This is a genomic window from Chryseobacterium sp. TQ-BC-N36, assembly GCF_058382295.1.
The window spans coordinates 4,195,384-4,211,262 of the sequence record NZ_CM178175.1 but is presented as its reverse complement, the minus strand read 5'-3'; the positions used below and the strand labels follow the sequence as shown (position 1 = coordinate 4,211,262).

Below are 15,879 nucleotides of genomic sequence, written 5' to 3'. Positions count from 1 at the left end.
AATATTCTTTCCATGCCAAGAATGACAATTACAGTAATTGTTACGCTGCTAAATTGGTAGATTGTTACATTAAATATTATTTCGTTTCACTTACTCTTAAAATATCCCCAAATACTCCTCTGGCCGTTACCTTTGCTCCGGCTCCGGCTCCCATAATCACGATCGGATTTTCTCCGTAGCTTTCTGTATAGATTTCAAAGATTGAATCTGAACCTTTCAGCTGTCCTAATGCAGAAGTTGCAGGAACAGAAACCAATTTTACATCCAGTTCCCCTTTATCCTTCTGCAGATCACCATGTAAATCACCCACGTATCTCAATACATGGTCAGGTTCCTGATTTTCTTTTATTTTCTGGTATTCTTCGTCCAGTTCTTCCAGTCTGGAAAGGAATTCTGATTTTGAAACCTCCAATAAGGTTTCCGGAACCAGATTCTGAATATTGATATCTCCGAACTCGTTGATCAAGTCTAATTCTCTCGCCAGGATCAGTAATTTTCTTGCAACATCATTTCCTGATAAATCTTCTCTCGGATCTGGTTCTGTGTATCCTTTTTCCAGAGCTTCATTAATGATGGTTGAAAATTTATCGTTCCTTAAAGAAAAATTATTGAAAACATAACTTAGCGTTCCGGAGAATACGCCTTTAATTCTGGTTATATTTTCTCCTGAAAGATGTAATAATTTGATGGTGTCAATTAATGGTAATCCTGCACCTACATTGGTTTCATACAGATAACGTCTGTTATTTTTGTTCAACGTATATCTTAGTTTTCTGTACTCCTCTATCGGAAGAGTATTGAAAATCTTGTTGGAAGAAACAAGATCGAATCCGTTTTCTGCTAAAGCATGATAGTTTTTTACAAAATCCTTGCTTGCCGTATTATCCACAACGATTAGATTCTCAAGTTGGTTTTCGTTGGAGAAATTGATTAATTCTTCAACGTTGGACGGATGTTGCGCTGTCAAAACCTCATCCCCCCAATTGGCATCAAACCCCTTTTTGTTGAAGGCAATTTTCTTTGAATTGGCTACCGCAACTACTTTAAGGTCTATTTTTTTACGTTTTTTAATTTCTTCAGCAGATTCAAGTACTTGCTCTATCAGGGTTTTTCCTACATTTCCGTGACCAATGATGGCCAGATGAACCGTCTTGGGCTTTTTGAAAATTTCAGATTCTATAATATTTCTTGTTTTCTCATCCTGCGAAGAAGTCACTACGATATTAACTCTGTTTTCGCCTGCTATCTGGTTTAACAGCAACGGAAAAACATTATTTCTTGCCAGTTCAGCAAAGACTTTATTAAAATCTTCTGCTACAAAACCGATCACAGAAACATTATTGATACTATAGATCTGGGAAACTTTTCCTGACTTTCTTTCTGCTTCAAATTCATCAATAAGACAAGCCACTGCCTTTTCGGCATCGTTTTCGTGAACCAGAATAGAAATTCCGTTTTCGATGGCCTGTTGAGAAATTACTCCTACACTGATACGCGCTAAGGTAAGCGCTTTAAAAATTCGTCCGTCAATCCCTATTTCTCCCAGGAAATCTTCTCCTTCAAATTTGACGATTGATCTGTTCTTCAAAAATTTTATTTCGTTAGCATTTTTCATTTTTCCTGTAAAATGTTTTTTATGATATTATTTAATTGTTGATATTCCATTAGGAAGGCATCATGCCCGTGTATAGATTGGATCTCGTGATAAGAAACATCCTTATTTTTCTCTTTTAAGTTTTCAAAACACATCCGGATTTCAGAAGCCGGGAAAAATAAGTCTGAATCTACGGAGATCATGCGCATTCGTGCCTGTATGTTCTCCAGTGCTGTTTCATCAGCATTTATATTCATCAGGAGATGATTCATCAGTTTATAAGCTTTTAAACTAAACCTTTCGTTTAGAGCATTACCATGATAAATCAGCCAGTCTTCTGATTCCAGGCGCTGTTTTTCCTGGTTATATTGGTTTTGAAATCTGTCATTGAGTGACTGCGGTGTTCTGTAACACAACATGGCATGAATTCTCGCTTTCTGTAATGGTTCTTCTTTATCATTTAATAAGAATTTCTGAACCAGACATTGTGAGTGAAGCCAATCGTGCGTTCTGTAATCGCAGGCAATGGGAATAAATATCTCTGCGAGATCCGGCTGCTGGGCAAGCATTTCCCAGGCAATTCCTCCTCCCAGAGAGCCTCCGATAATGGCATATAGTTTTTTGATCTGTAAAGCTTCAAGCCCTTTCAGGAATATCGCAGCGATATCTGAAGGGGTAAAGTCTTCATAGTCTTCAATTAAAAAATTGTCATAACCGTTTCCGGGTATGTTGAAACACAGAACAGTATATTGATCGGTATCAACAATCTGATTTTCTCCTACCAGCTGCTTCCACCAGCCTTTTTCTCCGGACACATTTGAGTTTCCGGTAAGAGCATGATTGATTAAAATGACGGGCGCTGTAAACAGATCTTTCCCAAAAAGCTGATAGCTTAATGAGATATTGTATTCCTTTTGGGAATAAGTTTGATACGTAAGATTAATATAGTTTAGTTCTGTTTTCAATTCTATTATGTTTAATACAATTGAAAATGCCACAGGAAATGGCTGAAAAGAACTTCAGTGAGTTATCTGTCCAAAATTATTTTTGGTAGAACGTAGCACCTTCTTTGCTTGCGCAAAGGGTTGCTAAGGTTTCATAGGGTCTAATCCCTCAACCTTTCTTGATAACATTTTCAATATTTGAATGAACGAATGGTGCAAAGGTAATTCTTTTCTTTCAATTTCAAAAAAAAATTATTTTAATATTTAAAAAAGCCCTTAAATACAAGTATTTCAAGCCCATATTAATAATTATTCAGATGAAAAAAATTGGAATTACCTGTCAAAAAAACTAACTTCGTATGGAAAAATGATGAGATATGACCGCCGAAAAAGAAAGATTACAAGATACCAAATGGAAAAACTGGGGACCTTATGTAAGCAACCGGCAGTGGGGAAATGTACGCGAAGATTATAGCCCGAACGGGAATGCCTGGAATTTTACCAATCATAATAATGCTGAAAGCTATGCTTACCGCTGGGGTGAAGAAGGTATTGCCGGAATTTCTGATGTAAAGCAGCTTTTATGTTTTGCCTTTTCGTTCTGGAACAAGAAAGATAAAATGGTAAAAGAACGATTCTTTGGTTTGAGCAATCCTCAGGGAAATCATGGGGAAGACATCAAAGAAATCTTTTATTATCTGGATAATACACCTACTCATAGCTATATGAAGATGGTTTACAAATATCCGATCAATGAGTTTCCGTATGATGATATTCTTATTGAGAATGGAAAACGCGGCAAAAAAGAACCTGAATATGAGCTTTTCGATACCGGTATTTTTGATAATGATGAGTATTTCGATATTTTCATTGAATACTGTAAGGCCGATCACAATGATATTCTGGCCAGAGTAACGATCTGCAACCGAAGCCAGCATGATGCCCCTATAGTGGTGGCTCCTACTGTATGGTTCAGAAATAACTGGAAATGGGGATATAATACCTACAAGGCAGAGCTGAGTGCTTCCCATGACGGAAGCATTACTATAGTCCATGACAGTATTTCAATCAAAAAGCTTTATTCCAGAAATACAAATGCAGAAACTGCATTTTGTGATAATGAGACGAATACTTCAAAGCTTTATGGAGCTCCCGTTGTTGAAAACACCTATTTCAAAGATGGGATAAATAATTTTATTACCCATCAAACGAACACCATAAATCCTGAAAAAAAAGGAACAAAAGCCTCTTTCCTTATAGATGAAACTGTGGGTTCAGGGGAATCAAAAGTTTTTGAATTCAGACTATGTCCTGAGGAAAAAGATGAACCTTTTGAAAATTTTGATACTATTTTTAGTGTAAGGCAAGCCGAAGCTGAAGAGTTTTATAGCGAAATTCAGAATGATACCGTCAGTGAAGATGAAAGAAATGTTCAGAGACAGGCTTTTGCCGGGCTTCTCTGGAATAAACAATTCTATCATTACAATATTGGAAAATGGCTAAAAGGAGATCCTAACTTTGAAGCTCCAAGAAACTTCAACGAATATGTAAGAAATACGGAATGGAATCATCTCCACAACAAGGATATTATTTCCATGCCTGACAAATGGGAATATCCATGGTATGCGACGTGGGATCTGGCATTTCACTGTGTTCCTTTTTCTATCATTGATGCTGAATTTGCTAAGGGACAGCTTTTATTGCTTACCAAAGAATGGTATATGCATCCTAACGGACAGCTTCCTGCCTATGAGTGGAATATGAGTGATGTAAATCCGCCTGTGCATGCCTGGTCATGCTTCCGTGTTTTTAAAATTGATGAAAAAAATAATGGAAAACCGGATTTATTATTCTTAGAGAAAGTATTCCAGAAACTGCTTCTTAATTTCACATGGTGGGTAAACCGAAAAGACAAAAACGGCAAAAATATCTTTGGCGGGGGCTTCCTTGGCCTTGATAATATCGGTGCTTTTGACCGAAATATAGAATTAAAGGATGGCCAACATCTTGAACAGGCTGACGGAACAAGCTGGATGGCCATGTATGCATTGAATATGATGCGCATTGCAATGGAACTTGCTCAATATTATCAGGTATATGAAGATATGGCGATCAAGTTTTTTGAGCATTATCTTTACATCGCTGAAGCTATGGAAAATCTCGGTGAAGGAACAAAGGGTCTTTGGAATGAGGAGGACGGATTTTTCTATGATGTGCTTCAGCTTGGAAACGGAGACAGCGTTTCTTTGAGATTAAGAAGTATTGTAGGTTTGATCCCCATGTTTGCCGTTGAGATTGTAGACCACCGTTTATTGGAAAAGATGCCTAATTTCAGAAGCAGAATGGAATGGATCTTAAAAAATAAACCGGAGCTCACGAAACTTGTTTCCCACTGGGATGAGGAAGGCCACGGAAGAAAACATCTGATGAGTATCCTCCGCAAAAACAGGCTTACTAAAGTTCTGACCAGAATGCTTGACGAAAAAGAATTTTTAAGTACTTACGGAATCCGGGCCATGTCTAAGGTATATGAGGAAAATCCCTTTATATTCTCAGTACATGGAACTGAAAATATAGTGTACTATACGCCAGCAGAAAGTGACAGCCGGATGTTTGGCGGAAACAGCAACTGGCGAGGCCCTATCTGGTTTCCTATTAACTTTCTGATTGTAGAAAGCTTGCAGCGTTTCCACTATTATTATGGAAACAGCCTGAAAGTAGAACTTCCAACGGGAAGCGGTGATAAAAAAAATCTTGATGAAGTGGCTCAGAATATCAGCAAAAGACTCTGTTCGATATTCTTAAAAGATGAGCATGGGCAGCGGGCCTTCAATGGAGGTAATCCGAAGTTCAATTATGATAAACATTTCAGGGATTATATCACATTCTTTGAATATTTTCATGGAGATAACGGCCGGGGTGTAGGGGCTTCTCACCAGACAGGATGGACTGCCACTGTGGCGAAACTTATAAAACCAAGACTTACCTTCTAGATGAGAATGAGTAATTAGTAATAGGCAATAGAAAAGCCGGATGAATCATCCGGCTTTTCTATTTTTTTTAATGAGAGATTAAATTTTTTCTCCGTTCACATATACCTCATATCCGATTTCTACATTCGGTTCTAAAGTTTTTGATACAGAACAGTATTTTTCAAAAGAAAGCTCCGCAGCTTTTAGTGCCTTTTTAGGATCAATTTCTCCTTCCAAAAGAAATTTAACATTAATGGATTTAAAAGGTTTCGCATCTTCTACCTGTACTCTTTCTCCTTCTACCTCTGCCTGAAAACTTTTGATTTCCTGACGCTGCTTCTTTAAAATAGAAACTACATCAATTCCGCTGCATCCAGCCACTGCCATCAGTACACTTTCCATTGGAGAAACTCCTTTTGCTCCCGGCTGGGAAGTATTATCCAAAAGAATTGAATTTCCTTGAGCATTGGTACATTCAAATAAAAAATCGTCGTTTATTCTGTTAAGTGTAATTTTCATTTTGTATTGCTTATTGCTTCTGCAAAGTTATAAAATTCCTCTCGCTTTTATCTCCAGATATTTATTGATAACATCGATATTCAAATTCTCAGGAAGTGTATATACGGTATAGATCCCATATTTACGAAGTTCCTGGATGATCAGTTTCTTTTCAAATTCGAATTTTTCACTAATAATCTCATCATAGATTTCCTGCATATTTTCAGGATTTTTGTTGATCAGCGTCTGCAGTTCAGAATTTTTGAAGAATACAACTACCAGCAAATGGTTTTTCGCAATTCCGCGAAGATACTTCAGCTGGCGGTTCAGTCCGTCCAGGGTTTCAAAATTCGTGAAAAGCAAAATTAAACTTCTTTGATTGATAGAATATTTTACATCCTGGTACAAGCGGTTGAAGTCGCTTTCAAAGAAATCAGTTTTAATATTATAGAGTGCTTCTGAGATTTTTTTCAATTGTCCGGATTTATTATCAGCAGCAATTTTATTTTCAGCTTTTTTAGAAAAAGTCATCATTCCGGCTCTGTCTCCTTTTCTCAAAATGATATGAGACAATGCCATGGTTGCATTAATGGAATAATCCAGCAGGCTTAATCCATTGAAAGGCATTTTCATCGTCCTTCCTTTGTCTATCAGCATAAAGATGCGCTGTGATTTTTCATCCTGAAACTGATTAACCATCAGGCGGTTTGTTTTTGATGTTGCTTTCCAGTTGATCGTTCTGATATCATCTCCGGGAACATATTCTTTGATCTGCTCAAACTCCATGGTGTGTCCCAGTTTTCTGACTCTCTTGATTCCACCTAATAAAAACTCACTCTGAATGGCCATCAGCTCATATTTTCTGAGATGAATGAAAGACGGATAAGAAGGCAGCATGGCATCTTTCTGGAAAATAAATCTTTTTGAGATGAATCCCAATGGTGATGATGCGTAAACATTCAAACCTCCAAAATGATATTCTCCCCTTTCTTTAGGCTCTAATGAATACTGAAAAAATGTATTTGCTCCTGAAGCAATCTGTTTTTTAATCAGAAAATCTCTTTTCTGAAACTGGAACGGAATTTCATCAATAATCCTAGTAGATAGGGTAAAGCTGTAATTATTTTTGATGTCAATTTTTACAAAATTCTCATCCCCATTGGACAATTTTTCCGGCAAAATTCTTTGCACCTGTAAGGCATTCTTTTGATTAAAAAGCAACAGAAAATCTACCATTGCTGCCAGAAAAGAAATCAACAGCGCAATATGGGCTACCCACATCAGCACCGGAAAGAAAAATGCCAGAACATACAGTATCCCTACTCCGATGAGCGTAAAAAAGAAACGGGTATTGATGTATAAGTTTTTCATTGGTTAGGTTGCAGGTTGCAGATGAAAGGTTTTAGGTGGTCGTTTATTAGCTTTTTTATATTCATTATTATTGTAGAGAATAAATGAGTCCATTCAACATTTTAGATATATCTATAATCTCCTGATTTAGTTTCAAATAATCATCTTCATTAAAAAACCGAGATTTTTTGAAATAATTAATTGTGTTTCTACTTCTGCACAACTACCTCTTGATATTTTTAAAAATTGCAGATAATCAGGTTTACTTCTTCTTGAGTTTTCTTCTGCAATATTGGAGGGTATAGAAATGGCGGCTCGTTTGATTTGTGATATTAATCCATAGATTTCGGTTTTGGGAAATGCTTCAGTAATTCTATAGATTTCAGTAACAAAGTCAATCGATTTCTGCCAAACTAAAAGCTCTTTAAAATTTGCCATATATGATAATTTTGTAACTATTAAACATTCACCACTATCACCTGCTACCTGCCAACTATTATCTACCTGGGAATCTCTATTCCTTCTAAAATCTGACGGATAATTTCATCTGCAGTAAGACCTTCCATTTCTCTTTCAGGAGATACAATTACTCTGTGTCTCAACACAGCATAACTTGCCTCTTTAATATCTTCAGGAGTCACAAAATCTCTTCCTCTGATAGCTGCAAATGCCTTTGCGGCAGTAAGAAGTGCCAGGGAAGCCCGCGGGGAAGCTCCCAAATATAAAAACTGGTTTTCTCTTGTATTGATGATAATTTTAGCAATATATTCCATCAGCTGGGCTTCCACTATAATCTCTTTAACCAGATGTTGATAGTTTTTCAATTGTTCAGCTGTGATAACGCGGCTGATCCCTTCCGTTTTATCTTCTTTTTTACTTTCATGCTGATTTTTAATAATCTCTATTTCCTGTTCAAGATTAGGATATCCTACATTGATCTTAAATAGAAAACGGTCTAGCTGTGCCTCCGGAAGCCTGTACGTACCTTCATGTTCTATAGGGTTCTGTGTTGCTATAACAAGAAAAGGTTCTTCCATAGTATACCGTATCCCATCCATTGTGATCTGCCTTTCTTCCATCACCTCAAACAATGCAGACTGCGTTTTTGCAGGCGATCGGTTGATCTCATCAATCAGGATGAAATTGGAGAAGACAGGTCCTTTTTTAAATTCAAATTCTGAGTTTTTCACATTAAATACAGATGTTCCAAGGATATCAGAAGGCATAAGATCCGGTGTAAACTGAATTCTGCTGAAACCAACATCAATGGTTTTAGCCAATAATTTTGCTGTTATCGTTTTGGCCACACCGGGAACTCCCTCGATAAGAACATGTCCGTTTGAAAGTAATGCTGCCAAAAGATGTTCTATCATTTTCTCCTGTCCTACGATCACTTTTCCAATTTCTGATTTTACTTTCTCCAAACTTGTACGGAGCTCAATCATATCGATTCTCGAATGAAACGGCTCTTCTTGTTTATTCAGATTTATAGAGCTTGGGTTTTCTATATTTGGGTTATCAAAGTTTTCCATAATACATTTTATTTTACCAATCTAGCGACGTACCAAATTAACGATTATCCTTTGCATGAATAATTATCATTATCACAGGGACTGCTATATCGTCATATTATTATTTTTGTTATTTAATTATTTCATCAAGAAGCTTATTAATCCTTGTAAGGTCTTCCTTCATTACACTGGCATAAGGGTCCTGAGCTTTTTTGATAAGCCCTATCGCTTCATTGATCATCTCCATGGTTTTCCCTGTTTTAAGATGCAGTTTTTTAGCAAATTCCTCATCCAGATTCTGAGTATCTATTAACAGATCCATTCTTACTTTATTCAGAAAATACTGAGCTTTCTTTGCCATCATATCATGGAAATCACCTTCCTGAAGATACAGATTTCCAATACTTTTTACAAAATCCAGGGACGTATTTCTCAATGGCTCTATTACAGGGACTATTCTCTGCTTTCTTTTGGCATTAAAGAAAATAAAAAGAATAAGGCCTCCTAAAAATATCCACCACGCATATTTCAAAGCAGGTTTTGACAATATAAACCGCATAAAGAAACGTGACGCTGAACTTTTACCGGCGACGAACCAAAGGGTTTCCCTATCCTGAAGATAGGAAAATACATCCTGTGCATATTTTACATTTCCTGGTTTAAGAAGATAGTAGTTGGTCAGAAAAAGAGGTTCTGTATGGGCATAAATATATCCTTTCCCAAATTTAACTTTAATAAAATTGGCCTGATCTGTATTCTTTTTCTCAACCGTTTTCCCAAGTACTTCAACTTTAGGTTTGATGAATGAAAACCCTCTTCCTGATGGAAATTTATCTAATCTGATAAAATCATTCTGGTATTTTTTATCGGTAAGCTTCAAAACATTTTGCTCTTCAAAAGATATTTCCGAATCGTAATATCCGATACTGTCTGAAATTTCTTTAGGCATACGGGTCACCATCAGAAATGCATCTGAACCTTCAGATACCTGGCCCAGTATTTTCTTCCAGGACTCATTGTCCAGGGTGTTTTCAATAACAATAATATTATGAGCTCCTTTTTTGTGCTGACTGTAATATTCATAAGGAACCTGCTCCACCTTCTTCAGCTTATTTTTAAAAAGATCTTTCGCTTCATTATTAAAAACAAACAGCCCAAACGGAGATTTTTCATTGATATCAAAGTTCTTTCGCCAGTCTGTAGTTTCTTTTTTGTTAACCTCAAGCAATGCCAGAATAACCATCACAATGATGAAAATTACAGCATATGTTTTGAAAGTTTTATTCATGGTTAATATTGTTATGGTTTAAATCCCTGATACTGATTTTTAAATTTCTGGTAGCTTTGTTCCTCAATACTGAATTCTCCATACCAGACATAATCAAAAATATAAGACAAATTAGAGAACTCATTTTTCAGATGTGGAGCTTTCAGCTCCATGGCATAATCTTTATTTGTTTTTTCAGGATTCCAGTTAATCAGTTTTTTATCACTCAGTTTTTTAAGAATAAACAGGAACTGGTAACGAATGGCAGAACGGTAATCTCCTGCCAGTTCAAATTTTGATATACTTTCAGGAAAATTAATTTCGTGGATATTCTCATGCAGTTCTTCAACATTAAGGTCAAGTTTCTTATTCTTTTTACCAAAAATAAAATTTCCGTCTTTTCCCATAATGTACTTAACAATGAAATACAGCAGAAATCCTACAAGGATAATTGCAAAAAGACGGATAAGGACAGTGGTAAGTTCTGCCGACTTCGTTAGTGCCGTTTCTCCAAAAATTCCCTGTATAATCTGATTAATCTTTCTCATCAGCTTTTGAAAGAAAGACTCTCTTGGCTTTGAAACAGAATAGTTGAACTCATTTCCTTTATATCTGGATGGAATATCTTCTTTGAATGTTTTGGGGTAGATAACATTATCTGATACCGGATTTTTCATCAGCACAGAATCCGCACGCAACATATTCCTGTAATGTCCGGTTGTATATAATGAATCTACTGCATCATCAGGAGCAGGATTGCCATCCTGAGCGTAAATCCGTCCAAGAGAGAAAAAAAGCAGTATGAAAAAAAGAATTTTATTCATTGATTCCTATCGTGTCTATTTCTGCCAATTCTACTTTCTGGTGAAGATCTGTCCGGCTGTCGTAATACATTAATCCTGCGTTCACATACATCAGATTTGAAAGAAAAAATGAAAGGAGCATGGATATTCCATAGAATACAAAAAACAAAACTCCGAAAGTCCCGGTAAAAGGATTTTGTTCAAAATTTCCATCCGGTGTAGTGGTAAGAAGTGATCCGTAAAAGAATATCATCGGAATAAATGTGAAAACAGATGTTACCATGTAAATAATAATAAACATCACAAAGGCAGCTCCCCAATACTTCCAATACGGAGATTTTTCACTTCCGTTCGGGTAAGAAAACTGGGATCTCAAAGCATAGCTTAAACTTCCCCAAAAGCCTCTTTCTGAATTAAAATAATCATACATCAGAAATGTAGTGAAATTAAATATCGTTGGATAAACCAGCAGGATAAGGAATAACCCGATAATAATAAAGATCAGGATGTAAGAAAATCCTACCACAAAAAGGATCATAGGTATAACGATAAAGATCATTCCAATGCACAACTTAGCTATTCTCCCTGCATTACTCTTAAAATCACTCAGGATCTCATCAGCTTTTATCTTTTCTGCTCCCTGTGCTATTCTTTTTAAATAAAAAACCGGATAGAGGTAATTCACGATCATTAAAACCATGAAAAGAAGGAACGTCAATAATCCCACCGTAATCAACATTCCAGCATTATCCGAAAAATACTGTTCAAAGTAATACGTCTCTCCTCCCAGATTGGAACCGAATATCTGCGAAAAAAGTTCTTTATATCCGAAAATTAAAACAGCAGTCATTAAGATCAGAAGCAAACCGTTGATCAGAATATAATTTTTAAAATAATTCTTTCCGTATAATTTGAAAAAATTAAAACTGTCGCTGATAAAGTTCCCGAAGTCTCTTTTTTTATAAAATTGTATCATTGATGTGTTTATTAGTTTTTTTGTTGACTACAGATGGGTATACAAAATAATAAAATCCTATAATCACCAATGAGCCCAGAATAATTATCAGGTTAAGTACCAAAGGCATCTTTAATGCATGTCTTGTAACATAACCTTCTATAATCCCTGCACAAATAGTGAAAGGAACTGTACTTAAAAATATCTTGAAGGAATCTTTAAATCCTTTTTTAAAAGAGTTAAATCTTGAAAATGTCCTTGGAAACAAAATAGAAGCCCCCAGGATCAATCCACACATAGCTTCCACCACCATAGCGAAAATTTCAAAAACTCCATGAAGCCATATTCCTCTTGCACTGTCTTTCAAGGCTCCGTAATCATAAAAAAAGTATTGAAAAGCACCCAGCATAACACTGTTGGAAAGCAGAGCAAATAATGTCCCTACTCCGCCGGCAATGCCATAAATATAAAGTTTAGCCCCTACCTGGATGTTATTAAAAATAATTCCTATCGTACTTCCCCATGTGCTTCCACTCTGATAAACTCCTACGGCATTATTGTTTTTAATATTTTCAATGGTTTCATTCACATATCCTTCACCCAAAATAATATTGACAAAGTCTTTATCATAAATTGCAGACAGTACTCCTATCAGGGTAAACAAAATGAAAAAGAGAAAAGCATACATCAGATATCTCCGGTACTGATACATCAGCAGTGGGACTTCCGTTTTGAAAAAATAAACCAGTCTGTTCTCCTCTACCCTTTTTGTTTTATAGATCTTCTGAAATATCTGGGCAGATAGATGATTCAGGTACACTGTCGTGTTACTTTTGGGATAATAGGTCTGGGCAAAAGAAAGATCATTGATCAGATTTATATACAGCGAAGACAGGTCATCAGGATTTTTTTTAATTTTCCCTTGAATAACCTGTTCTATTCCCAACCATTTTTCTTTATTTTGTTTAATGAAATAAACTTCTCTCATAATTGTTAAGGCTAAAATAATAAAAAATATGTCTCAAATTGCGATAAATACCTCACAAAATGTAAATATTAATTTTAATATTGCAGGTGTAGGAGAAAGGATGCTCGCTTTCATTATTGATCTGCTGATCAGGATTGCCTATGTAATGATTATCCTGTATCTGTTCTTCAATATTTTTGATTTGGGATACCTTTTAGACGGCCTCGATGGCTGGTCTGTAAGAGCCGTTTATCTCATTCTCACATTTCCTGTTTACATCTACCCACTTGTGCTGGAAAGCCTTATGGAAGGCCAGACTCCCGGTAAAAAACTTATGAAAATCAAAGTAGTGAAGATTGACGGTTACCAGGCAAGCTTTGCAGATTACATGATCCGTTGGGTTTTCAGAATTGTTGATATATCATTTGCCGGGGTTGTAGGACTTATCTCTATGATTGTTTCCAAAAACAATCAGCGCCTGGGTGACATTGCATCCGGAACAGCTGTCATTTCTCTGAAAAACAATATCAATATCTCACACACCATCCTTGAAAATATTCATCAGGATTACATTCCATCTTTTCCACAGGTTATTGCTCTGAGTGACAACGATATGAGGATCATCAAAGATAACTATACCAAGGCTTTAAAAGTAGATGACCGTCAGATCATCAGCAAGCTGTCTGATAAGATCAAGAGCATTCTGAAACTGGAAATAGACCCCACTAAAATGACAGAAAGACAGTTTATCAATGTAATTATTAAAGATTATAACTATTATACGGGGAAAGATAATTAGTTGAGTCAATGGTCAATTTTGCTTCATTGGTGAATGGTCAATTAAGAAATTCACAGCATTGCTTATTGCTTATGCAACGGCCGGTTCAATTTTTGTATATTTAACAATAAAGTTCAGAATCATGAAATTTGAAAATAATAAATCCGGAAACGGTGGAGTTCTTACTTTAAATAATGAAATAAAAGAAGTCGGGAGGCTTACCTATACTATTTTTCCGGAAGACCATAAACTGATCATTTCTTTTGTATTGGTACATCCTGAATTTGAGGGTAGAGGAATGGGAAAATTCTTAGTGGAAGAAGCCATCAGATTTGCCAGAGAAAATGACTGGAAAGTGTATCCTCATTGCTCCTATGCAAGATCCGTGATGATGAGAATGAATGACGTGGATGATCTGTTTTTAAAAAATTAAAACTTCATTCAAAAGAATATCTTCAATATCATTAGGATAATCCACTTTAAGATGGTGGTCTGAAGCAACCCACTCCATAATTTCCTGAAGGTTTAAAACTTTAGAATTGGGTATTCCCATTTTATCAAGGGCACATGCATTACATTCCTGTTCATACTGATTGTGAATAGGGATTACGAATAATTTCTTATCCATAAACAATGCTTCTGCAGGGGTTTCAAAACCTGCGTTGCACAAAATTCCTTCACAACCTTCAAAATATCTCAGATACTGGCTTTCATCTATAGGAAATACTTCCACATTTTTTACCTTAACCTGTACTTTGCTGTATTTTGAAAACACTTTCCATTCAACAGGAATTTTTCTTAAAACCTTTATAATATTTTCATCTGCAAAACTAGGTAGATATACAAGATAATATCCCTGTTTAGAAGGATTAAGATTTCTGATTTTCCTTCTGATAACAGGTTTTTTGATCTGTGGATGATAATTTTCAAAGTGGAAACCGATTTTTCTTTCGCTGGGAACATAATATTTTAGAATCATCTCCCCCAGGAAGTCTTTTTTCTTTGGTTTTGGGGTTTCCGGAAAGCTCATTGACGCCTGATGGCTCAATTCTATCATCGGGAATTTTTTCAGCCTGGAAGCCCAACCCGTCAAAGGTTCATAATCATTGATGATTAAATCATATTTCGAAAGGTCCAGTTGTCTGATGACTTTGGCTGCTTCAAGAAATTTATTTTCACTAAATGTTTTTCGGTAGGATAAACCTCCTGTTTTATTATAGAGAAGGGAAATTCCCCTGTATTGAAAGTTAATGTCAAAATCAGCCTTTAATTGAGACTGATGGCCACTGATCAAAGTATCAACAGATGCATGTTTTTTGAGAAGAGGAATAATTTCCTGTGCTCTGGCAACATGTCCGTTCCCTGTCCCCTGGAATGCATACAAAATCTTCATTTAGGAAAAATTGGTTACGATTTTTAAAAGGGCTGAATTATCCATTTCCGGGATTTCTTCTGCTTCATCATCTTTCAGCAGATGTTTATGCTCGTCATAATAAAAAATCTGCCATTCTTTATCATGATATTCCAAGGCAGAGAGGTTTTCAATCCAGTCACCTGAATTCAGATAGGTACATGAGCCTTTTTTAGTAACAACTTCACGAATTTGCGGCTGATGGATATGCCCGCATACCACATAATCATACTGATTATCGATCGCCAGCTCAGAAGCGGTAAGCTCAAAATCGCCGATATATTTTACAGCCTTTTTCACATTGTTCTTGATTTTTTTAGAAAACGAGTATTTTTCTTTACCCATTTTTTCTAAAAACCAATTTACAACATTATTGATAATAATAAGAAGATCATATCCTTTTCCGCCAAGTTTGGCGATCCATTTTGAATGCTGAACGGATGCATCGAAAACATCCCCATGAAAAATCCATGTTTTTTTCTGATCTATATTAAGACAGATTTTATTACAGACCTTGAGTTTTCCCAATTCAAAATCTGTGAACTTTCGAAACATTTCGTCGTGATTACCTGTAATGTAATAGACATCTGTATTCCTGGTCGCAAATGAAAGTATCTTTCTGATTACTTTCAAATGAGGTTTAGGGAAGTAAGACTTTTTAAACTGCCAGATATCAATAATATCACCGTTTAAAACTAAAGTTTTAGGCTGGATAGAATTAAGATATCTCAACAATTCTTTAGCCTTACATCCATAAGTTCCCAAATGAACATCCGATATAACAACTAATTCAACGTTTCTTTTCATAGTTTTATACAAAGAAACTAAT

15 protein-coding genes and 1 riboswitch are annotated in these 15,879 nt (G+C 35.9%); of the genes, 3 read left to right on the top strand and 12 right to left on the bottom strand.

Annotated features, from left to right (window positions below):
• Nucleotides 1–76: 76 nt before the first annotated feature.
• Together AC3FI7_RS18955 and AC3FI7_RS18950 are read right to left on the bottom strand one after the other, a co-directional pair.
• Nucleotides 77–1,615, bottom strand: coding sequence for an ACT domain-containing protein (locus AC3FI7_RS18955; protein WP_491460686.1), 1,539 nt, complete (start codon nucleotides 1,613–1,615; stop codon nucleotides 77–79).
• Entirely contained in the window at nucleotides 1,612–2,559 is a 948-nt protein-coding gene (locus AC3FI7_RS18950; RefSeq protein WP_343660083.1) for an alpha/beta fold hydrolase, read from the bottom strand. The genes AC3FI7_RS18955 and AC3FI7_RS18950 overlap by 4 nt, the downstream gene beginning before the upstream one ends.
• Nucleotides 2,560–2,618: 59 nt before the next feature.
• Nucleotides 2,619–2,727, bottom strand: a riboswitch (SAM riboswitch).
• A gap of 188 nt (nucleotides 2,728–2,915) precedes the next feature.
• Between AC3FI7_RS18950 and AC3FI7_RS18945 the strand changes: the two genes are divergently transcribed.
• Nucleotides 2,916–5,531 (top strand): MGH1-like glycoside hydrolase domain-containing protein, encoded by a 2,616-nt coding sequence (locus AC3FI7_RS18945; RefSeq protein ID WP_343660085.1) that lies wholly within the window; start codon nucleotides 2,916–2,918, stop codon nucleotides 5,529–5,531.
• 78 nt (nucleotides 5,532–5,609) lie between these two features.
• Here the strand turns inward: AC3FI7_RS18945 and AC3FI7_RS18940 are convergent, their stop codons facing one another.
• The 8 genes from AC3FI7_RS18940 to AC3FI7_RS18905 form a co-directional block, all read right to left on the bottom strand.
• Nucleotides 5,610–6,029, bottom strand: coding sequence for an OsmC family protein (locus AC3FI7_RS18940; protein ID WP_002983375.1), 420 nt, complete (start codon nucleotides 6,027–6,029; stop codon nucleotides 5,610–5,612).
• 27 nt (nucleotides 6,030–6,056) lie between these two features.
• Nucleotides 6,057–7,379, bottom strand: a complete 1,323-nt coding sequence (locus AC3FI7_RS18935) for a DUF58 domain-containing protein (protein WP_142725384.1) — start codon at nucleotides 7,377–7,379, stop codon at nucleotides 6,057–6,059.
• A gap of 132 nt (nucleotides 7,380–7,511) precedes the next feature.
• Nucleotides 7,512–7,796 (bottom strand): four helix bundle protein, encoded by a 285-nt coding sequence (locus AC3FI7_RS18930; protein ID WP_343660087.1) that lies wholly within the window; start codon nucleotides 7,794–7,796, stop codon nucleotides 7,512–7,514.
• A gap of 62 nt (nucleotides 7,797–7,858) precedes the next feature.
• Nucleotides 7,859–8,890 (bottom strand): AAA family ATPase, encoded by a 1,032-nt coding sequence (locus AC3FI7_RS18925; RefSeq protein WP_343660088.1) that lies wholly within the window; start codon nucleotides 8,888–8,890, stop codon nucleotides 7,859–7,861.
• Nucleotides 8,891–8,999: 109 nt separating this feature from the next.
• Nucleotides 9,000–10,157 carry a DUF4350 family protein gene (locus AC3FI7_RS18920; RefSeq protein WP_142725382.1) on the bottom strand — a complete coding sequence of 386 codons (1,158 nt, stop codon included), beginning with the start codon at nucleotides 10,155–10,157 and terminating at the stop codon, nucleotides 9,000–9,002.
• 11 nt (nucleotides 10,158–10,168) lie between these two features.
• A complete protein-coding gene (locus AC3FI7_RS18915; protein WP_142725381.1) occupies nucleotides 10,169–10,960 on the bottom strand; it encodes a DUF4129 domain-containing protein in 792 nt (263 codons plus the stop codon).
• Nucleotides 10,953–11,915: a DUF4013 domain-containing protein gene (locus AC3FI7_RS18910; RefSeq protein ID WP_491460685.1), complete on the bottom strand. Its 963-nt coding sequence runs from the start codon at nucleotides 11,913–11,915 to the stop codon at nucleotides 10,953–10,955. The genes AC3FI7_RS18915 and AC3FI7_RS18910 overlap by 8 nt, the downstream gene beginning before the upstream one ends.
• Nucleotides 11,899–12,882 carry a stage II sporulation protein M gene (locus AC3FI7_RS18905; RefSeq protein ID WP_142725379.1) on the bottom strand — a complete coding sequence of 328 codons (984 nt, stop codon included), beginning with the start codon at nucleotides 12,880–12,882 and terminating at the stop codon, nucleotides 11,899–11,901. The genes AC3FI7_RS18910 and AC3FI7_RS18905 overlap by 17 nt, the downstream gene beginning before the upstream one ends.
• A gap of 28 nt (nucleotides 12,883–12,910) precedes the next feature.
• On the opposite strand from AC3FI7_RS18905, the gene AC3FI7_RS18900 reads away from it, so the two are divergent.
• Both AC3FI7_RS18900 and AC3FI7_RS18895 read left to right on the top strand, forming a co-directional pair.
• Nucleotides 12,911–13,660, top strand: a complete 750-nt coding sequence (locus AC3FI7_RS18900) for an RDD family protein (RefSeq protein WP_291904435.1) — start codon at nucleotides 12,911–12,913, stop codon at nucleotides 13,658–13,660.
• Between the two features lie 121 nt (nucleotides 13,661–13,781).
• A complete protein-coding gene (locus AC3FI7_RS18895; RefSeq protein ID WP_142725373.1) occupies nucleotides 13,782–14,072 on the top strand; it encodes a GNAT family N-acetyltransferase in 291 nt (96 codons plus the stop codon).
• On the opposite strand, the gene AC3FI7_RS18890 is transcribed toward AC3FI7_RS18895, so the two are convergent.
• Together AC3FI7_RS18890 and AC3FI7_RS18885 are read right to left on the bottom strand one after the other, a co-directional pair.
• Nucleotides 14,061–15,032, bottom strand: a complete 972-nt coding sequence (locus tag AC3FI7_RS18890) for a glycosyltransferase family protein (protein WP_142725372.1) — start codon at nucleotides 15,030–15,032, stop codon at nucleotides 14,061–14,063. The two genes, AC3FI7_RS18895 and AC3FI7_RS18890, sit on opposite strands and share 12 nt — an antisense overlap.
• Nucleotides 15,033–15,857: a UDP-2,3-diacylglucosamine diphosphatase gene (locus tag AC3FI7_RS18885; RefSeq protein ID WP_491460684.1), complete on the bottom strand. Its 825-nt coding sequence runs from the start codon at nucleotides 15,855–15,857 to the stop codon at nucleotides 15,033–15,035.
• Between the last annotated feature and the right edge of the window lie 22 nt (nucleotides 15,858–15,879).